This is a genomic window from Terrimonas alba (assembly GCF_042434975.1).
In the GTDB taxonomy this organism is placed as follows: domain Bacteria; phylum Bacteroidota; class Bacteroidia; order Chitinophagales; family Chitinophagaceae; genus Terrimonas_B; species Terrimonas_B alba.
Window position 1 is genome coordinate 561044 of sequence record NZ_JBHMQM010000004.1, and the last position, 21035, is coordinate 582078.

The window sequence follows — 21035 nt, forward strand, 5'->3', positions numbered from 1 at the left end:
GTTATCATTTTCTTGTCACTACACGTTCCGGGTTTTTTTTAATAAAATCGCCCCATCCTGTTAATGGCTTAGCTGTTTTTAGTATAGCATTGGTTTGAAAATGATGGCAAACAGCTACTGCCAGCGCATCTGTTGCATCATAGGAGTGCGGATCTTCTTTGAGTGAAAGTAATTGTTGCAACATTTTCCAGACCTGTTCTTTATCGGCATTGCCATTACCGGTAACAGATTGCTTTACCTTTTTGGGAGAATACTCGGTAACAGGCAGGCCGGCCCGCATGGCAGCAGCAATGGCTACACCCTGTGCCCGGCCAAGCTTAAGCATACTTTGAACATTTTTACCAAAAAATGGGGCTTCGATTGCAAACTCGTGAGGCTTATATTTTTTTATCAGCTCATCAACTTTTTCATGTATTAAATGGAGGCGTTTGTAATTGTCTTTTTGAGAGGATAATTTCAATACATGCATCGTTTTCATTTTAACAGCATGGCCATTTATTTCAATAATGCCATATCCCATCAATAAAGTTCCGGGATCAATGCCCAGGATTATTTTAGCAGACTTTTGCAAGTGAGGTGTTATTTTTACAGGATTATTTAAATGCTGCGATCATGTCAGGATTTTCTGCCCGAAACTACAAAAACAGGGTGAATAGTTTGGCAAAGTTTGGGTTCCTATGCAAATAACAGACAGGCAAAAAAAGTTTCTGCGGATTTTTATCAATTCATTCCTGGGGCCAATTCTTTTTATTTGGCTTTCTTATTCTATATACAGGCAAATATTACAGCAGCCGGGATTGGAGCAATCCTGGAAACATATAAAACAATCGTTCAACAGCGCAACGATGTGGAATCTTGCCGGTGTTTTCGTTTTGATGCTGACCAATTGGTCCATTGAAACGTTTAAATGGAAATTGGCCGTTCAAAAAGTACAGCGGATTAATTTCTTTACCGCATTCAAAGCCGTATTATCCGGTGTTTCTTTTTCCGTTACTACACCCAACAGGGTCGGGGAATATCTCGGAAGAGTGTTATATATGAGTGATGGCAACCGGTTAAAAGCAATTTCTTTAACGATTACCGGAAGTATCAGTCAATTAATAGTCACCCTGTATATGGGTTTGACCGGAATGCTCGTTCTTCGGGCACCCATTGAGAATGGGCAGTTGCTATCTTCTTTCTGGTTTGACACCTTATTGTATGGCGGTATTGTTGTGACGGCTTTTTTAACAGTATTTTATTTCCGCCTGTCATGGGTAGTTAGATGGATTGACAGACTCCCGTCGGGCAGGAAGTACGCCTGGCTGATTGAAACATTAGAGGAATTTAATGCAACTTTACTATTGCAAATAATGTCCTTATCTGCACTTAGGTTTATTGTATTTATCATTCAGTATTACCTTTTGTTCCGCTTGTTTGATGTTGATGTTTCGTTGTGGCAGGGATGGTGGGCTGTGAGTGTATCGTTCCTGGTAATGGCAGCTATTCCCACTATCGCTCTTTTTACTGACCTGGGTTTGAGAGGCAAAGTGAGCCTGCTGTTGGTGGGGTTATTTAGTAAAAACAGCCTCGGAATAAGCCTGACGGCAGTGAGTATTTGGTTTATTAATTTGATAATTCCTGCACTGGCAGGTAGTTTGCTAATTTTGAGCATAAAAAAAATATTTAAAAATAATAATGCTTCGGCTGGTCAATAGCAATTGTGGCATGTAAGTGGCATAGATGTTTGGCAGTAACCAGGCGGATCAAACTGATAAATTGATTTTCTAATGAAGGGAGTAATAAAATTAGTTGCTATACCGGTTATTGCATTAATGGCTTTTTCGACAAAAGCAGAGACACATTACCAGGACCAGTGTTCTATTAAAAATACCGCCTTTAAGGCCGGTGAAAGAATTTCGATGACAGTATACTATGCGGTAGCAGGCGTGTATGTTAATGCAGGTACTGCCACATTTACCAATACATTGGAAACACTAAATAATAAGCCGGTTTATCATATCATAGGTGAAGGAAAAACAAACTCGTCCTATGACTTTTTGTATAAGGTAAGAGATAAGTATGAAACGTATATTGACACTGTGACGATGCAGCCACTAAAGTTTATCCGCAATGTGAATGAAGGCGGGTATAAGAAATACCAAAATGTTACTTTTAATAAAACCGCTAACACTGCAATAACTAACGAAGGAGTGTTCAAAGTACCTACCTGTGTGCAGGACGTAGTGAGTGCCGTATTTTATGCCCGGAATGTAGACTTTTCGAGGTTGCAGCCAAATGATAAGATTGCTTTTTCCATGTTTCTTGACAACGAGGTGTTTAATATGTACATCCGCTATCTTGGCCAGGAAACGCTAAAAACCAAGTATGGTAAATTCAGGACCATCAAGTTTAAGCCATTACTTATCCAGGGAACAATTTTTGAAGGTGGTGAGCAAATGACAGTATGGGTTACTAATGATTTGAACCGCATCCCCGTGAGGATTGAAAGTCCCATCTCCGTGGGTAAAGTGAAGATTGATATGATGAGTCATGAAAATCTTCGTTACCCGCTTTCATCGCTTATCCGCAGACGTGATTAATCAGGTTTTCAAGCTACGGCATCATTGATGCTTAAATCATTTCTCCCAATTTAAAAAAATCTTTAGGGCGAATGCCTCTGTCGGTCTGTTGCAGGTTGCAACATTCATAGAATGGATCATGCTCAAAAAATAATATGTAATCATTCTCCAGGGCCTCAGTCAAAAAAGCCTTTTTTTCATTCAATGTGGTCAATGGAAACATATCATAAGCCATGACGTAAGGAAGAGGAATATGTCCCTGTGATGGAAGCAGGTCAGCCATATACACAATTGTTTTGCCGTTATACTTTAGCTGAGGCAGCATCATTGCCTGTGTATGACCATTTACAAATCGAATGGAGAAATTATCGGTAAATGAAACCTGGGCTAACTGGCTCCCATTGGATTTAGCGGTTTCAGTAAATTTCAATTGACCACTTTCCTGGATGGGTAGAATGTTTTCCTTTAAAAATGAAGCTTTTTCCCTCTCATTGGGCTTTACGGCCCAGTTCCAATGTTCTTCATTGCTCCAATATATAGCATTCTTAAAAGCTGGAACTAATTTTTCACCTTCTCTTACAATGCTTCCGCCGCAATGATCGAAATGCAGGTGAGTAAGAAATACATCGGTAATATCATTGCGGTTGAAACCATATTGTGCCAATGATTTATCCAGTGTATCATCACCATGCAAATAATAATGGCCGAAAAATTTTGCATCTTGCTTATCACCCATACCATTATCTACAAGTATCAATCTTTTTCCGTCTTCAATCAATAACGAACGAAGAGCCCATGAGCACATGTTGTTTTCATCAGCCGGGTTGATCTTGTTCCACATGCTTTTGGGTACAACACCAAACATTGCCCCGCCATCTAATTTGAAATAGCCGGTATTGACTGTGTAAAGATTCATAGATGCAACCATTAATTGTCAAAGGATGTTTGCTTTTGTTTTGTCAAAGCACTATAAAGCCAGATAAAGCCGAGTACAAAGAAAATGATTAATGATAAAACAGAATTTTTCATACTTCCTGTAAACTCTTCGATATAGCCAAAACTTAATATACCAATCACTAAAGCTATTTTTTCCGTCAGGTCATAGTAGCTAAAGTAGGAAGCGGTGTCTTTTGTTTCCGGCATTAGTTTAGAATAGGTAGACCGGCTCAGTGATTGAATACCGCCCATGACAAGGCCAACGGCTAAAGCCAATCCATAAAAACTATACTCTATCGGCTGCTGCCTGGGCTCCAGTTCTTCTTCCAACCGCTGTATCTCATTATTAATTGATGCGAGTTGTATAGCGTCGCTGCTGGCCATCATTGACTCTTGTTTCTTTTTTAGCAAATTGATTTTTTCATGCATTGTCTGTAGAGGTTCGGCGGAAGTAGCGGTGCGATAAGCGGCGAGACAAACCAGTACCCAAAAAACAATAACGCCCATCAATACTTTGAGATTGCCAAACTTTGCTGAAAGCCGGCTCATAACAATTGCACCGGCAATGGCCACCAACTGTATCAGCACTACTGTAATGATCAGCTTGCTGTCTTCAAGGTTTAATAGTTTGCTTCCAAATAAAGTGGCGGCCAGCATGACAGTTTGCACACCCATGCTGTAAAAGAAAAAACCGCGAAGAAATCTTTTTAATACGGGTAAATGTCTTACCTCATTGAAAACTTTTTTTACTTCAGCAAAGCCATCTTTAAAGATCTTTCCTTTTTGGGCTTGTCTTATTTCGGCTTTTGGCAAACGCCTGAAAGTGATTTGCGCAAAGCTTACCCACCAAATGCCAACTAGTAGAAATGTGATCTGCGAGGCCTTTCCTTCCTGTCCTTTCATGAATATAACGAGACAAAAACCTATCAGCTGCATTAATACACTGCCTATGTAACCGAAAGCAAATCCTTTGGCGCTGATCCTGTCACGGTCCGGCGGAGCGGCTATTTCAGGTAAATAGGCATTGTAAAAAACCAGACTTCCCACATAACCCATAGCCGCCATCATAAAACAAACCACTCCGAAGCCGAGATTTGTTTTATCAAAAAAGAAAAGCAAACTGCAACCCAGCGCACCCATATAGCAAAAGAATTGCATAAAATTTTTCTTATTACCTCTCGTATCTGCAATAGACGTCAGAATAGGGTAAGAAACAGCAATCAACAGATAGGCCGTGGCTAAAATGTAGTCATAAAGAGAAGAGTTGACAAATTGCCGTCCCAGGAAATTTATTTTGTCACGTCCCTGATCATTTTTTGTCACCGCAATAAAATATATGGGAAAGAAGGTTGTAGTGATAACAAGATTGTATACAGAATTAGCCCAATCATACATGGCCCATCCGTTCACTACTTTTTTCGGAGCCGTCTTCATAACAAGAAAATGCTTTCGGTAAAAATAGGGATTTAGATGACGCTGTATAAACAGGAGGTTCATTTTGCAAAACGGGATAAGGACTGAGGGAGATTATTTTAATGATGATGGTTTGATAGCAGAGAGAGAGACTTAATGGAATTGCTTTTTATTTTGCATAAGCTGCCGATGCGCTTAAAACATACCCTTGGTTTGACCAAATTAATCTGTAAGACAGTAGCCGGTACAAATAAAAAGGTCAATACATTTTCCTGAAGCTATCGCTATTAAATCAAATAACTTAAATGAAACAAGAAGAGGGCTAATTCTTTTATTGAGGTGCTAAATATGAATCGAGCCTACGGCTCTCACTTCCTGATCATGATTACTTTCAACTGGTTAAAACCAGTTGTTAAAAAAATGATCCGAGCCTACGGCTCTGCGAACAAAATAGCTTACAATAAATTGCCGAAATTTTACCGTGTAGAGGCGTAGCCCCGATTCATCTTATAATCCGCATTTTGCGGGAGACTTCAGTCCGTTGATAAGGAATCGTGCTACTTACGCTAATTTCCGTAAGAACGGCAAATATTGGCAGCGTCTTTCAATCAGATGCAGAGGTATTGAATGCCCATACCAGCACCTCAATAAAAGAATTAGCCAAGAAGAGTTATCATTTTGCCTGTTTCAATTCAGTGTCCGGTGAACACTGTTTCTCCGGTTTTGTAATTTTTGAGACTGTTTTTACTAAGTAACTATATAGGTTTAGGCGCTTGTTAATTAGGAATTATACTAAAGGAAAGTGTAGTGAAAGCTACCTTTCACAACAATAAGTATTTATTTACTTTCGTCCTGATACATTCAGGATGTATCAGTTAAATATTTGAATCCACTACTATGAAAAATGCCACCACCATTATCGTAGGAATTCTTATTTCCGCCATTTGTAATGCTCAAAGCATTTCTTCCTCGGTTATCAATGTAAATGGCGGCACAGCTAAAAACGGTTATTATCAATTTGAATGGAGTATTGGTGAAATGGCATTGGTGAGCCAAATGCAATCAGGCGATCGATTGATGGTTTCAAATGGGTTTCTGCAGCCTTATCTTTTGTTTCCCGGAACTTTTTATGGGCAGGGTCAGTTTGCAGCAGAGGAGGTCAAAATTTTTCCTAACCCCGCATCCCGTTTCATTGAAATAAATTTTTTTACCAAGCAAAAAGGACAGGTCACATTCGGGTTTTACGATATGCTTGGCAAGAAGGTTTTCGCTCAGCAAATAACTTGTAATGGAGTAGATCTTATACATCGTATTCCCCTGGCAAATTTGCCAAGTGGAAGCTATCTGCTTCAGATAAATCTTGAGGGGGACGCCGGATATTTATCAAAACATGGAGCATATAAAATTTTAAAAATTGAATAATAAACCATCCAATCTATTTACGAACCAAAAACAACCTGCATGAAAAAGATTTTACTCTTTTTGCTGATCTTATATTCTTCGATCCTGAATGCACAGGTACCCAACCAGATCAACTACCAGGGTATTGCAAGAAATGCGGTTGGAAATGTTATACCAGGTAAAAACATTGCAATTCGTTTGTCTATACGTGATGGAAATGCAACGGGAACGGTGGTATACCGGGAGGTAAGAAACGTCACTACAAGCAACCTGGGCCTGTTTAGTATAGCTATTGGAAGTGCTGGTGCAGTTAACGTGACGGGTACCATAGCGGGCATCAACTGGAGTTCAGCGGCAAAATTTCTGCAAGTCGAAATTGATCCTGAAGGCGGATCGAACTTTATTGATCTTGGCGCCGGGCAACTGCTATCCGTGCCTTATGCACTGTTTGCAGGAAATGCTGCCAGTGGTACGCCGACTGGTTCGGCCGGCGGAGATCTTTCAGGCATTTACCCCAATCCGGATATCAAACCCAACGCCGTCACCAGCTCAAAATTGGCAGATGGCGCAGTGGAGACAAATAAACTGGCAGATAATTCCATCAGCACTTCAAAAATTGCTGACGCTTCTGTGACTTCAGCCAAGCTTGCAGCGGGAGTTATTCCGACAACATTACCTCCAAGCGGAACAGCAGGCGGCGACCTTACCGGCACCTATCCAAACCCAACCATTACAAATGGGGCAATTACCAGCGATAAGATTGCTGACAATTCTGTCGGTACTTCGAAAATCGCTGATGCATCCATAACAAGTGCAAAACTTGCTGCCGGTGTCATTCCAACAGCATTACCTCCGGGCGGAGCAGCTGGCGGTGATCTTACAGGCACTTATCCCAACCCAACAATTAAAACTGGAATTATAACAAATGGCAAACTTGCCAATAATTCTGTGACCACAACGAAGATCGCCAATGCATCAGTGACCTCGGCGAAACTTGCAGCAGGTGTTATTCCAACGACGTTGCCGCCTAGCGGAACAGCGGGTGGCGATCTTACAGGTAATTATCCCAATCCAACAATTACAAATGGAGCAGTAACCAATGGTAAACTTGCCTCTAACTCAGTAACAACTTTGAAGATCGCTGATGCTTCAGTGACTTCAGCGAAACTTGCAGCAGGGGTTATTCCAACAACATTGCCTCCAAGTGGAACGGCGGGTGGTGATCTAACAGGCACTTATCCCAATCCAACGATTACAAACGGAGCTGTTACCAATGGCAAACTTGCCACTAACTCAGTAACAACTTTGAAGATCGCTGATGCTTCAGTTACTTCCGCAAAACTTGCGGCAGGTGTTATTCCAACGACATTGCCACCAAGCGGAACAGCGGGAGGCGATCTTACAGGCTCCTATCCAAATCCAACAATTAACAATGGAGTTATAACTAATGGTAAACTTGCCAATAACGCTGTAACAACTTTGAAGATCGCCGATGCATCAGTGACTTCAGCGAAACTTGCAGCCGGCGTTATTCCAACGGCATTACCACCAAGCGGAACAGCAGGTGGAGATCTTACAGGTAGTTATCCAAATCCAACAATTACAAATGGAGCTGTTACCAATGGCAAACTTGCCACTAGCTCTGTGACGACAGTGAAGATCGCCGATGCTTCAGTGACTTCCGCGAAACTTGCAGCGGGAGTTATTCCGACGACATTGCCTCCGAGCGGAACAGCGGGTGGTGATCTTACAGGTAGTTATCCAAATCCAACAATTAACAACGGAGTTATAACTAATAGTAAACTTGCCAATAACGCTGTAACAACTTTGAAGATCGCTGATGCTTCAGTTACTTCAGTAAAACTTGCAGCGGGAGTTATTCCGACGACATTGCCTCCGAGCGGAACAGCGGGAGGTGATCTTACAGGTAGTTATCCAAATCCAACTATTGGAACAGGAGTAGTAACAACTGCAAAGCTTGCAGATAATTCTGTTAGCACTTCAAAAATTGTTGATGCTTCAGTTACTTCAGCAAAACTTGCAGCCGGCGTTATTCCAGCATCGTTGCCTCCGAGCGGAACAGCGGGTGGCGATCTTACAGGAACATATCCAAATCCAACAATTACAAACGGAGCTGTTACAAATGGTAAACTTGCTGATAACTCTGTCAGCACTTCAAAAATTGTTGATGCTTCGGTGACATCAGCCAAACTTGCAGCGGGAGTCATTCCAACTTCATTACCTCCGGATGGAGCAGCGGGAGGTGATCTTACAGGAACATATCCAAATCCAACAATTACAAACGGAGCTGTTACAAATGGTAAACTTGCTGATAACTCTGTTAGCACTTCAAAAATTGTTGATGCTTCAGTGACATCATCAAAACTTGCAGCAGGGGTCATTCCAACAGCATTGCCACCAAGCGGAACAGCGGGTGGTGATCTTACAGGCAGCTATCCAAATCCGGTTATTGGCCCCGGGACTGTAACGACAACAAAACTTGCTGATGGTTCAGTGACGTCATCAAAACTTGCAGCGGGAGTCATTCCAACTTCATTACCTCCGGATGGAGCAGCGGGAGGTGATCTTACAGGGATATATCCAAATCCCACAATTACAAGCAATGCAATTACGACAGCTAAACTTGCCGATAATGCAGTGACTACTTCAAAAGTATTAGATGGTTCTATCACGATGGCAAAGCTTGGCCCTGATGTTGTTTTTGCAGGCGGTAGTCCAACGGGTCCGGCTGGTGGTGATCTTTCAGGAACTTATCCGAATCCCAATATTGGTGCCGGGTCAGTAACTAACTCAAAAATTGCCAACGGTGCTGTCATCACTCCTAAAATTGCCGATGGCGCAGTAAATACAAATAAACTTGCAGATAATTCCGTATCGACTTCAAAAATTATCGATGCTTCTGTTACTGCTGCAAAACTTGCGGCCGGAGTCATTCCAACATCATTGCCACCGGATGGAACAGCAGGAGGTGAGTTAGCAGGAACCTATCCGAATCCAACTATTGGAGCAGGGGTAATAACAACTGCAAAACTTGCGGATAACTCTGTTACAACTTCAAAAATTGTTGATGCTTCTGTGACGTCAGCAAAGCTTGCAGCGGGGGTTATTCCAACCTCACTACCACCGAGCGGAACAGCGGGTGGCGACCTTACAGGCAGCTATCCAAACCCAACCATTACAAATGGAGCTGTAACCAATGGCAAACTTGCCGATAACTCTGTCACAACTGTGAAAATTACCGACGCTTCGGTGACTTCCGTGAAGCTTGCAGATAATTCTGTCAGCACGTCGAAAATTGTTGATGCTTCTGTGACGTCGGCAAAACTTGCGGCCGGGGTTATTCCAACCTCATTGCCACCCAACGGAACTGCAGGTGGTGATTTGACGGGAACTTATCCCAATCCAACTATTGAGGCTGGAGCGGTCACAAGTGCAAAGCTTGCCGATAATTCGGTATCAACTTCAAAAATTGTTGATGCTTCGGTGACATCAGCAAAACTTGCAGTGGGGGTTATTCCAACAACATTGCCACCAAGTGGAACTGCGGGAGGTGATCTAACAGGCAGCTATCCAAGCCCTACTATTACAAATGGAGCTGTAACCAATGGCAAACTTGCTGATAACTCCGTTACAACTGTGAAAATCACCGACGCTTCGGTGACTTCTGTGAAGCTTGCAGATAATTCTGTCAGCACGTCGAAAATTGTTGATGCTTCAGTGACATCAGCAAAACTTGCGGCCGGGGTTATTCCAACCTCATTGCCACCAAGCGGAACTGCGGGCGGTGATCTAGCGGGAACTTATCCCAATCCAACTATTGAATCCGGAGCGGTAACCACTGCAAAGCTTGCAGATAATTCGGTATCGACATCAAAAATTATTGATGCATCTGTCACTTCAGCGAAGCTTGCAGCCGGCGTTATACCAAGCTCATTGCCACCGAGCGGAACAGCGGGTGGCGATCTTACAGGCAGCTATCCAAACCCAACTATTACAAATGGAGCTGTTACCAATGGCAAACTTGCCGATAACGCTGTCACCACAGTGAAAATCGCTGATGCTTCGGTGACTTCTGTGAAACTTGCAGATAATTCTGTCAGCACGTCGAAAATTGTTGATGCATCTGTTACTTCAGCAAAGCTTGCAGCCGGAGTTATTCCAACATCATTACCACCAGATGGAGCAGCGGGAGGCGATCTTACGGGAACCTATCCTAATCCAACTATTGGAACAGGAGTAATAACAACTGCAAAGCTTGCTGACAATTCGGTATCGACATCAAAAATTATTGATGCATCTGTTACTTCCGTAAAACTTGCAGCCGGTGTCATACCAACAACGCTGCCTCCGAATGGAAGCGCAGGCGGCGATTTAGCCGGAACATATCCTAATCCATCGGTAAATAAATTGCAAGGAGTCACAGTCAGCAATACTGCACCAGCCAGCGGCCAGGTATTAAAATACAATGGCGCACAATGGGCGCCTGCAGCTGATAATGCCGGTCTTACGTTGCCTTATTCTGCCACAGCCACCAATGCTTCGAGTCTTTTTGCGTTATCAAACCAGGGAGCCGGTGCGGCTTTAGAAGGTAACAATACCTCAACAGGTGCAAACACAATCGGCGTTATCGGAAGAATATCTTCAGCTGCTGCAGGAAACTCATCTGCTGGTCTTCGCGGAATAAATAATGGAACAGGTGTAAATGGCGTGGGTGTCTGGGGCTCGCACAATGGTTCCGGCAACGGCGTCTACGGCGTTTCAACTTCAGGAAACGGCGTGTATGGAAATTCAACCAATGGAGTTGGAGTTTTTGGAACCAGCACAAACAATATAGCCGGGTATTTTGATATTTCTAATTATTCGAGCTCATATGATGCCTTAAGCGCATATAATGTAGGAACCGGAACCGGTGTTTCAGCTATTTCTGAAAACGGTCACGGTATTTGGGGTATTACTTATAGTCCAACTTCTGCCGGACTGTTGGGATATAATTTTGGTGGCGGTGAAGGTATTGTCGGTCTGACAGGCAGCAATACTGCGGCAGCCGTCGTAGGCAGAAATACCGGGACATTTGGTGGTGTACAAGGCATCGGTGACGCAGATGGCGCAACAGGTGTGCTGGCGATGGCTAACGTTCCTGATGGCTTTGGTGGTTTTCGTGTCAACGGTAATGCGTTGGTAGCCGCTCTTGAAGGACCAGGTGCGGGAAATCCTGCAGTATTTATGGCAAATGGCGCGAATGTGGCACGGATTGATGAAACCGGTAAAGGATTTTTTAACGGCGGAACACAGGTCGGAGGAGCAGATGTGGCGGAATATTTTGATGTTGAAGGTGACGCAAAAGAATATGAGCCTGGTGATGTATTGGTGATCTCCGAATCGTCGGACCGCACCGTGGAAAAATCGTCGACTGCCTATTCTACACTGGTTGCAGGTGTATATGCAACAAAACCGGGGCTGCTGCTAACAGAAAAAAATGCGGAACAGAACCGGTTAGATGATATGGTGCCAATGGGTGTGATTGGTGTGATTCCTACAAAAGTCTGCCTGGAAGGTGGTGCTATTAAACGGGGTGACCTTATCGTTACTTCTTCTGTCAAAGGCATTGCCATGAAAGCAGATCCTGATAAAGTAAAACCCGGGCAAATTATCGGAAAAGCATTGGAGGGTTATAACGGTGAAGGAACGGGAAAGATCAAAGTTTTAGTCAGCGTAAAATAATTTTAACTATCAATCATTTTTTATGAAATGGGCCATGATAATGCTTGTCACCAATCGTGATGTTTATTTGGCGAACCTGTCTGCCGACAGGCAAGATTCCATTTGGGTAAAAAACAATAAAAAATAAACTAATGAAAAAGCAGATCAAAATATGGTTTCTTCTTACTACAATGATCCTTGCTGGTACTGTAGCTCTTAATGCGCAGCAAAAAAAGGCAAGCGATGTAACATTTGAAGAAGAAATGAAAAAAGTAAATGAAAAAAGAGCTGCACGGTACAATTATATCAATAAAATTCGGCAATCAACTCCGGCTGAAAACCAGGCGCAAAGACCAGCCGATCAGAATATAAATACCGGCGCAGGCACAGCTTCAAATTCCGCACCGGCAGCAGCAAACCAGGTGCCAGCTAATTTAAAACCTTCTCAACAGGTGATGAGAGCGCCAAAGAAATCGTTATAATTAATATGGGTTTTGGATCTCTTTCACAGATAATAAGTTTACTAATCGTTCCGCAGGAATTCATTGGCAACTCATAGATAAAAGCACGAGACGTCCGCAGCAGCGTCCGCCTCGTGCTTTTTCCATTAATGCTTCACATCACAAATCATTCACCATGGCCCAAACTCACGTTAATCAAGTAATAGCGGGAATGCCCGGAAAATAGGGTTACAAGAGTAAGCTTAGATGGAGCCATTTACCGGACTATAATACAGTAAGGTTGCGACGGAGGATTCAGCGGCTTATCTGTCTATAAAGCCAGTAAGCAGCAGTATCAGCAAAATAATACCGGCAATGATCCGGTACCAGCCAAATACTTTAAAGCCATAAACTTTCAGGTAGGTAATAAAAAAACGGATCGCTAAAATGGCTACTACAAAGGCCACGATATTTCCTACTATAAATGCCGTGCTGTTTTCTTTTGAAGCGATTATGATTTCGTACCCTTTTTTTACTACACCCGTTTGCTCCCATTTTTTTATAAATAATGAATAGGCAGTAGCGGCAAGCATGGTAGGTACGGCCAGGAAAAAAGAAAACTCTGCAGCGAGGTTACGGGTGAATTTTTGCTGCATACCACCGATGATGGAAGCGGCGCTGCGGCTTACCCCGGGGATCATAGCAACGGTTTGCCAGATGCCGGTGATAAAAGCTTTGCCGTAGGTAATTTTATCATCTGATTCAACGGTGGGCTTGTTGAATGCTTTGTCTATAAAAAGTAAAATAAGACCTCCGGCCAACATCGTGATAGCAACTATCATCGGGCTTTCGAGCAGGATATCTATCTGGTCTGAAAAAATATAACCCAACACCAAAGCAGGTACTACCCCAATGATCAGTTTGATATAAAACTGCCACCGGCTAAAGTCAAAGAATTTTTTCCAGTATAATACAACCACGGCCAATATTGCCCCGAGTTGTATTGCTACTTCAAATAGTTTCGTAAACTCCTCCTTGTGAATGCTTAAAAAAGTGCTGGCAATGATCATGTGGCCCGTGGAAGAAATCGGCAGAAACTCCGTCAACCCTTCCACAACAGCGATAATGATAGCTTCAAAAATGGTCATTGACTTGGTTGAAAATTTGAATAAGAGGGCGAATTAAAAAATAAAAAACCGATTTAAAAACTTGATGAACTTTCAAATTTTCAAATCGGTCAGTCCGATTATTTTTTTATTATGCTTTGGTTTTTTTGAAAATAGCATAGATCTCGATAACAAGCCCGGCCAAAATCAGGATAGGCGCTATGGTGATCCTTGTCGTACTATACACTTCATCTTTGTTAAAGACAGTTGGGTCGCTGCTGCTGCCACCTGACATCAGGAACATCCCGATGGTGATTACCAGGGCGCCAATGCCCATCCAGATATAATTATCTTTTGAAAAAATAGAGGGTGTAGTCTTGTTTTCAGCCATTTTTTATCGATTTGGTGTCGCAATATAGGGAAAAAGCCCCTCCAAACCTCCCCGGGGAGGCTTTTGAAGACTCTGCGTTATTGACTTTATTATAGTAATGTGATTTCTAATTTTTAGGCTTGTGAGTTGGCGCTCTTTCCCTTCGGGAAGGCTGGGATGGGCTTAATACAAATCATCCAGCTTCATTCTCAGGTATTTCAACACACTGCGGTGTGTGCTGAACAGGGTGATGCAAATGCCTAACACAATAAGACCGGCAAAAAGCAAGGCCAGTGTGGTATTATCATGAATGGCTTTCATTTCAGGCAAAATCCTTTCCGCCCCAAAAATCACCAAAACAACGGCAGCTATCGCAATAATGCCGCTTAAAGCGCCATTGATAATAGCCCTGATGTTCATGGGTTTGGCAATAAACCAGCGGGTAGCACCTACCATCTGCATGGTTTTGATCAGGAAACGATTGCTGAACATGGCCAGCCTGATAGTATTGTCGATCAGGATAATCACTACCAGGGCAAGAAGAATGGCAACCGCCAATAAAATGACGCTGATACGCTGAATATTCTTGTTAAGATTGTCAACCAATGCTTTCGGGTATCTTACTTCACTGATATAGGTCTGTTGTTGCAGGTCAGTTTGTATGGCAGCCAGCGAATCACTATTCATGTATTCCTGCTTTACCTTAAAATTGATGCTGTTGGGTAGCGGGTTTTCTTCAAGCACCTTATCCCAGTCTTCATTACCATCGCCGAGGTATTTCTTTTTCGCAGCCTCCTTGGTCACAAACTCCATAGATCTTACATAAGGTTTTGCAGAAATATATTCCATCAGTGCAGCACTGTCTTTGGGGTTCAGGTCGCCGCGGAGATAGGCGCCCACTTCCACGTTTTCTTTAAAATAATTGCCAAGCTTATTTGCGTTGATCACCAGCCAGCCGATAATACCGAGGAGAAATAACACAAGTGTTACACCCAAGATAGACATAAAATAGGAGGGTTTACCACGTTTGCCGTAGCCCTTTCCAGTTTGAGCCATAGTATCGAATTTTTTAGAAATGAATGGGTTGCCGCTCCGCTTTCATTTATTGTTTCGATCAAATGAAACCGGGGCAGGCAAAATTAACGGATTCAGGGTACAATCAGTATTTTTGCTGCCCAATTAAACGATTGTAACAGGTTGATATTGCCGTATATAAAAAGTTATTTGTTAAAGATTTGTTGAGTTGGCAATAGTGCTACTGGCATCGCCTGTTGCGTCGCACTCTTCATCGTTCGGTTCTTTTGTTCATCGACCCACCCTTTCGATGAGATTGTGAATGGTAGATGTTGCTGCCCTCCGGAGGAGGGGATAGAGACCCTGCTTATTGAACTTAAAAGAGCAGAAAAGGTAAAGAGTACTCTAAAAGACTTATCCCCTCCTCCGGAGGGGCGAACTAATGATAAACCTAAGTAAAACGACCGGGGTGGGTTAAATAAACAGAACGTTGAATATAAATTGAATCAAGCATAGCTATGGAATACGATTTCAGAAAAATTGAAAAAGAATGGCAGGAGAAGTGGGTAGAGTCAAAAGTTTACAAAGTTTCTAATGAGTCCACGAAACCCAAGTATTATGTGTTGGATATGTTCCCTTATCCAAGCGGTGCTGGTTTGCATGTCGGTCATCCATTGGGTTATATAGCCAGTGATATTTATGCCCGCTATAAAAGACTAAAAGGTTTCAATGTATTACACCCGATGGGTTATGATGCATTTGGCCTGCCTGCGGAGCAATATGCCATCGACCATGGTATACATCCTGCGGTATCAACCCATGCGAACATCATCAATTTTCGCAAGCAGCTTGATAATATCGGCTTTTGTTTTGATTGGGACCGCGAAGTAAGAACCAGCGATCCGCATTATTATAAATGGACCCAGTGGATCTTTCTGCAACTGTTTAATAGCTTTTATAACAGGAATACAAATAAAGCGGAGCCTGTTGAAAGATTGATTAGCGCTTTTGAAAAAGAAGGTAATGCTGGTCACACGATGCCAAACAGCAGTTACCAGTTACCACTGAGCGACAGTCGAAGTGCTACCGGTAACCGGGAACTGGTAACAGGCAACAAGTTTACCGCAGATGAATGGAAGTCTTTCGATGAGCCGGTTAAGCAGGACATCCTCATGCAATACCGCCTGGCCTACTGTGGCTATGGCGAAGTGAATTGGTGTGAAGCCCTGGGAACTGTATTAGCGAACGATGAAGTAGTGAATGGCGTAAGTGAAAGAGGTGGCTACCCCGTAGTAAAAAAGAAATTGCGCCAGTGGTACTTGCGGATTACGGAATATGCCGATCGCTTGCTCGAAGGTTTGGAACGCATCGACTTCAGCGAGGCAATGAAGGAAATGCAAAGCAATTGGATCGGGAAGTCATCAGGTGCCGAGATGGATTTTGAGGTAAAAAGTGAAAAGGCAACAGTAAAAAAAATGCGGGTCTATACTACAAGGCCTGATACCATTTTCGGAGTCGACTTTATGGTAGTGGCTCCTGAACTGGAGATGATCCATGAAATAGCGTCCGCCGGACAGTCAACTGCTGTCGAAGAATACATCACCTACGTTAAAAGCCGAAGTGACAGGGAAAGACAGGCAGAGAAGAAGATCACCGGCGTATTTACCGGCGCCTATGCCATCAATCCATTCGATAAAAGAGAAATACCCATTTGGATCAGTGAGTACGTATTGGCCGGATATGGAACCGGAGCCATCATGGCGGTGCCTTGTGGCGACGAAAGGGATCATAAGTTTGCCAGGCATTTTAATATACCGATCACTAACATTATTGGTTCACACTACAATGGTGAAGAAGCCAATCCCACCAAGGATGCAAAACTGGAAAACTCAGGGTTTATCAATGGCATGCTGATGCGTGATGCCATCGAAGTAGTGATAAACAAGATTGAGGAATTGGGAATTGGGATAAGGAAGATCAACTATAGAATGAGGGATGCGGCCTTTAGCCGCCAGCGATACTGGGGTGAGCCTTTTCCGATTCAATGGAAAAACGGAATGGCTTATCCGCTGGATGAAAAAGAGTTGCCCTTGGAATTGCCTCATGTGGAAAGTTATAAGCCCGGGCCAGAAGGCGAAGGTCCATTGGCGAATATCCCCGAATGGGTGGCAAGGGAATTGGAGACGAACACCATGCCGGGTTATGCAGGCAGCAGCTGGTATTTTCTTCGTTACATGGATCCGCATAATGATAAAACATTTTGCGACCGCAAAGTATCTGATTACTGGGGGCAAGTGGATCTATATATTGGTGGCACCGAACATGCCGTGGGCCATTTATTGTACAGCCGCATGTGGACAAAGGCTTTGTATGACCTGGGTTATATCGGTCACGATGAGCCGTATAAAAAATTGGTGAATCAGGGAATGATTACAGGGCGATCATATTTTTTTGCTGTTTATATGGAAGATCATGAAGACATAAACAAAGTAAAACAATATGTCGGGTCTTATGATCGAAATAATCCACCAAACGTTTTTCTTAGGCTGAAATACGGGCATCAATTTGTAGAAAATGATGGTAGACTATTTAGAAAAATATTCGAAAGTAGAATCGAGGAAGGCCTGATAGAAAGGCCTATTTATGATATCAGATGGGAAAAAGAAAATGGAATAGAGTTTATATATGTGAAAGAAGAATCAGAAAAAATGTCCAAATCAAAATTTAATGTCGATAACCCTGATGATTTGGTGCTTAAATACGGTGCTGATACTTTCCGCATGTATGAAATGTTTTTGGGTCCTGTAGAAATGAGTAAACCCTGGGACACCAAGGGGATTGAAGGTGTTCACCGCTTTTTGAAAAAACTCTGGCGCCTGTTCTACGATGAGTTGAAAGGCAAAGTTTGGAATGAAGAAAAAGCAACAGAGGCTGAATTGAAAGTGTTGCACAAAACCATCAAACAAATTGAGGAAGTAACCGAACGTTTCAGCTTCAATACCGGTGTCAGTGGTTTTATGATCGCAGTAAATGAACTTACAGATCTGAAATGTCATAAGAAAGAAGTGTTGGAAAAGTTGCTGATCCTGCTTACCCCTTATGCCCCGCATATTGCTGAAGAATTATGGTCACAACTGGGAAACAAGGGAACGATATTGGATGCAAGCTATCCTTTATACGATCCGAAGTATTTGATCGAAAGCAGTAAAGAGTACCCAATCTCGGTAAATGGTAAATTGCGTACAACGATGAATATCTCATTGGAAGCGGCCCAGCCGGAGATTGAACAGATCGTTTTGAAAAATGAAGTGATACAAAAATGGCTCGAAGGCAAGCAACCAAAGAAGATCATTTTTGTAAAAGGTAAGATGGTAAACGTGGTAGTGTAAACTACACTTTCGGAATAGAAATTGTACACACAAACAAGCCTCTTCGAAAAGCCAGGGCTGTGTCTTGGTGGCTTCCCCTGAAGGGGGAAGTCGGAAGGGGGCAATTGTTGCAACATGGCAAAGCCTTCCATAGAGCTGATTGAAGCGTTAAGAGAAACGGCACGCCGGCTTCGTAATGGTGCAAACTATAGTTGGGGTCATCATGGCGCTTGCAATTGCGGTAATCTTTTACAGGTGATTACGCCACTAACTGAAGGAGAAATTCTGCGTTATGCTCATACAGGAGTTGGCGAATGGACTGAATTGGCAGAGGAATATTGCGGTGTTACCAATTCCCCGGTTAGCCTGGTCATGTCAAAATTGGAACAAGCTGGTTTAACGCCAGTGGATATCCGTCATATCGAGTGTTTGACGGACCGGGAAGTATTGGAGCATTTGCCCGGAGGATTTCGCTGGCTCAGGAAAAATGTGCGGGAAGATGTGATCCTTTACTTTGAAGCATTCGCTGCCATGCTGGACGAAAGATTGATTCAGTCAGTTAATATAGATGTGAAAGAACTTTTTGAAACACCTGTGCCTGCACAAGTATAATGTTGAAGGGCTACAAAACACCAATTGCTAAAGAGCCCATCAGTTTTTAAACAAATGTTCTTTGGGCCGCTTGTTTTTACAGCGACAAAAAAGATTCGACTACTTGCTAACAGATCAATGAAGGTTATCGCTCATCCGTTGGTTTCACCAATCGTATCAGGGCACTGCTTCCTTCCGTGCTTTCAAGTCTCGCCTCATATCTTTTGTCACCAACAATCGCCACCATATAAGATGTATTAGGAGGAATAGAGCCAAGGTTTTCTGCAACCATAATGAGTTCATTGGAGGAATTCAGTTCCGTGACTGCCAGCTTTATTGAATAAGCTTTGTCGGTTAGCCGGATATGTTCAAAAATTAGTTTATCATTCAGGAAAAGAGAAATAGAGTCTCCATCAATTTGTGCGTTGTCATAAAAATGAAGTTCTATAGAATCACCGCTAACAGGGATTTCGGTAGCAAAGACCTTTTTGCGGGCAGTATATTTTTGTTCGATGCCTGACGACGGTTTGATTGGCTCAACAGGCATAACTGTAATTGTTGATTCCGGTTTTGGAAACTCAATTTGCGTCAGTGTTGGTTCAGGTATTGAGATAACGGGCTCTTCTTCCCTGAAGGGTTTCACAGGCTGATCTTCAATTGTTTTTTTTGCCGTTGCTATCAGGTCAACACTGTCAATGATCTCGGGGTCATTGGCTCCCACCGTAAAATTTTCCAGCACAAAGTCCCATTCGTCTGTGAAGTTTGACCAATCTGTTTTGTCCAGGGTCACTTCACCGGCCCGTTCATTTTGATTATCCACTTTGGAAGCCTTTCCTCCTAGCATCATACGACCATAACCAGGGCAATTGAAATCTGCTCTTGATAAAAGAGGTGTTTTACCTCCTGAAGATCCGCGGCCGTTTTCTTCAATCAACTGATCATCCCACCACACTGCTTCATTTGTGCCGGGATCAAAATATCCTTTGATACTATATCGCCGGTAATTATTGGGCGATTCATAATAATAAGTAGTGCCCGTTAAACTGCCACCTTTCTGTACAATTTTCACTTCTACCTTTTGCCGGTTGATTTTTCCTGTCCATACGCCGGTTATCATTTGGGCTTTAGTAACAATAGTTCCACTAATAAAAAAAAGAAGCAAGCTGATGGTGAACTTTAGTTTTTCCAAGGCGGTACGGTTTGGTGAAAGAATAGAAACTTGTTTGAAAAAATAATATTTTGAAAATAGCCAACATTTTTGCCAAACTGTAAATAGTTCACGGAATATTAAGAAGCTTTTTGTTATAGACGAGTTTTTCATAGGTAAGATTTTATCTTTACACGTATTTTATGCAGGCAAATCCCTTGTTTATTTTACTACAGGAAAATGCTGCGGCCTTTTCACCGGTGGTACCTTTTTCTGCCTCCAAAGACAAGTTGCTGGCATTGGATTTTACAGCAGTTAATACAGAATTAACGGAAACTATTTTACAGGATACCCGACTGTTTACACAATGGATCAATCAAAAACTTCAGGCAGCTAATGCGAGATATGGTATGGGGGGATATGCTGAGCATCGAACCGTATATAGCCGAAGCAAATTATTCAACTCATCAGAAGTCTCTCCGCCACCTGGCGGAGGAGACCTGCCTGGTCGGCAGGCAGGTTTAGAGGGGGCCGAACCGCGCCGGCTGCATTTGGGAATAGATATTTGGGGCAAACCTCATACCGCCGTGATGGCGCCTTGCAATGGTATCGTTCATAGTTTTGCTTTCAATGACTCCTTTGGTGATTATGGTACTACAATAATCTTAACGCACCAGTTGAAGGGTGTTTCATTTTATACCTTGTACGGACATCTAAGTTTAAATTCTATTAAAAACTTACGGGAAGGGGAACTAATTAAACAGGGGGAAATATTTGCAGAATTTGGCTTGCCACATGAAAATGGCCAATGGCCGCCGCATTTACATTTTCAAATCATTGCTGATTTGCAAGGTTGGGAGGGAGACTACCCCGGTGTTTGCAAGTTTTCAGAAAAAGAAAAATGGTTGAGCAATTGTCCTGACCCGGATTTGATTTTACAGATGAACAAGTATCTATAAAAAAATGT

The 21035-nt window shown here is 42.7% G+C and carries 15 protein-coding genes; 8 read left to right on the forward strand and 7 right to left on the reverse strand.

Annotated features, from left to right (window positions below; genetic code table 11):
• Positions 1-4 precede the first annotated feature (4 nt).
• A complete protein-coding gene (gene ruvC, locus ACFEL9_RS14355) occupies positions 5-571 on the reverse strand; it encodes a crossover junction endodeoxyribonuclease RuvC (protein ID WP_385891236.1) in 567 nt (188 codons plus the stop codon).
• Between the two features lie 106 nt (positions 572-677).
• Here ruvC and ACFEL9_RS14360 point away from each other — a divergent pair, with 106 nt between their 5' ends.
• Both ACFEL9_RS14360 and ACFEL9_RS14365 read left to right on the forward strand, forming a co-directional pair.
• Positions 678-1697, forward strand: coding sequence for a lysylphosphatidylglycerol synthase domain-containing protein (locus ACFEL9_RS14360; protein ID WP_385891239.1), 1020 nt, complete (start codon positions 678-680; stop codon positions 1695-1697).
• Between the two features lie 72 nt (positions 1698-1769).
• Entirely contained in the window at positions 1770-2582 is an 813-nt protein-coding gene (locus tag ACFEL9_RS14365; RefSeq protein ID WP_385891242.1) for a DUF3108 domain-containing protein, read from the forward strand.
• A 31-nt stretch (positions 2583-2613) separates the two neighbouring features.
• Here the strand turns inward: ACFEL9_RS14365 and ACFEL9_RS14370 are convergent, their stop codons facing one another.
• On the reverse strand, positions 2614-3477 hold the full coding sequence (locus ACFEL9_RS14370; protein WP_385891245.1) for an MBL fold metallo-hydrolase: 864 nt from the start codon (positions 3475-3477) through the stop codon (positions 2614-2616).
• Between the two features lie 11 nt (positions 3478-3488).
• Complete coding sequence (locus ACFEL9_RS14375) at positions 3489-4931, reverse strand: MFS transporter (protein ID WP_385891247.1); 1443 nt, start codon at positions 4929-4931, stop codon at positions 3489-3491.
• Between the two features lie 876 nt (positions 4932-5807).
• Here ACFEL9_RS14375 and ACFEL9_RS14380 point away from each other — a divergent pair.
• The 3 genes from ACFEL9_RS14380 to ACFEL9_RS14390 all read left to right on the forward strand — a co-directional run bounded on the left by ACFEL9_RS14380 (position 5808) and on the right by ACFEL9_RS14390 (position 12514).
• A complete protein-coding gene (locus ACFEL9_RS14380; RefSeq protein ID WP_385891250.1) occupies positions 5808-6332 on the forward strand; it encodes a T9SS type A sorting domain-containing protein in 525 nt (174 codons plus the stop codon).
• Between the two features lie 39 nt (positions 6333-6371).
• Positions 6372-12053, forward strand: coding sequence for a beta strand repeat-containing protein (locus ACFEL9_RS14385; protein WP_385891252.1), 5682 nt, complete (start codon positions 6372-6374; stop codon positions 12051-12053).
• Between the two features lie 131 nt (positions 12054-12184).
• Positions 12185-12514: a hypothetical protein gene (locus tag ACFEL9_RS14390; RefSeq protein WP_385891254.1), complete on the forward strand. Its 330-nt coding sequence runs from the start codon at positions 12185-12187 to the stop codon at positions 12512-12514.
• 281 nt (positions 12515-12795) lie between these two features.
• Here ACFEL9_RS14390 and ACFEL9_RS14395 read toward each other — a convergent pair whose 3' ends face one another.
• The 3 genes from ACFEL9_RS14395 to ACFEL9_RS14405 form a co-directional block, all read right to left on the reverse strand.
• Positions 12796-13620 carry an undecaprenyl-diphosphate phosphatase gene (locus tag ACFEL9_RS14395; protein ID WP_385891256.1) on the reverse strand — a complete coding sequence of 275 codons (825 nt, stop codon included), beginning with the start codon at positions 13618-13620 and terminating at the stop codon, positions 12796-12798.
• Between the two features lie 109 nt (positions 13621-13729).
• Positions 13730-13969: a DUF3098 domain-containing protein gene (locus tag ACFEL9_RS14400; protein WP_385891259.1), complete on the reverse strand. Its 240-nt coding sequence runs from the start codon at positions 13967-13969 to the stop codon at positions 13730-13732.
• Between the two features lie 162 nt (positions 13970-14131).
• On the reverse strand, positions 14132-15004 hold the full coding sequence (locus ACFEL9_RS14405) for a cell division protein FtsX (protein ID WP_385891261.1): 873 nt from the start codon (positions 15002-15004) through the stop codon (positions 14132-14134).
• Positions 15005-15480: 476 nt separating this feature from the next.
• On the opposite strand from ACFEL9_RS14405, the gene ACFEL9_RS14410 reads away from it, so the two are divergent.
• A complete protein-coding gene (locus tag ACFEL9_RS14410; RefSeq protein ID WP_385891264.1) occupies positions 15481-18351 on the forward strand; it encodes a leucine--tRNA ligase in 2871 nt (956 codons plus the stop codon).
• Between the two features lie 114 nt (positions 18352-18465).
• Complete coding sequence (locus ACFEL9_RS14415) at positions 18466-18942, forward strand: hypothetical protein (protein WP_385891267.1); 477 nt, start codon at positions 18466-18468, stop codon at positions 18940-18942.
• 124 nt (positions 18943-19066) lie between these two features.
• On the opposite strand, the gene ACFEL9_RS14420 is transcribed toward ACFEL9_RS14415, so the two are convergent.
• Positions 19067-20110, reverse strand: coding sequence for a hypothetical protein (locus ACFEL9_RS14420; RefSeq protein WP_385891270.1), 1044 nt, complete (start codon positions 20108-20110; stop codon positions 19067-19069).
• Between the two features lie 161 nt (positions 20111-20271).
• Here ACFEL9_RS14420 and ACFEL9_RS14425 point away from each other — a divergent pair, with 161 nt between their 5' ends.
• Positions 20272-21027: a peptidoglycan DD-metalloendopeptidase family protein gene (locus tag ACFEL9_RS14425; RefSeq protein ID WP_385891273.1), complete on the forward strand. Its 756-nt coding sequence runs from the start codon at positions 20272-20274 to the stop codon at positions 21025-21027.
• The last annotated feature ends 8 nt before the right edge of the window (positions 21028-21035 follow it).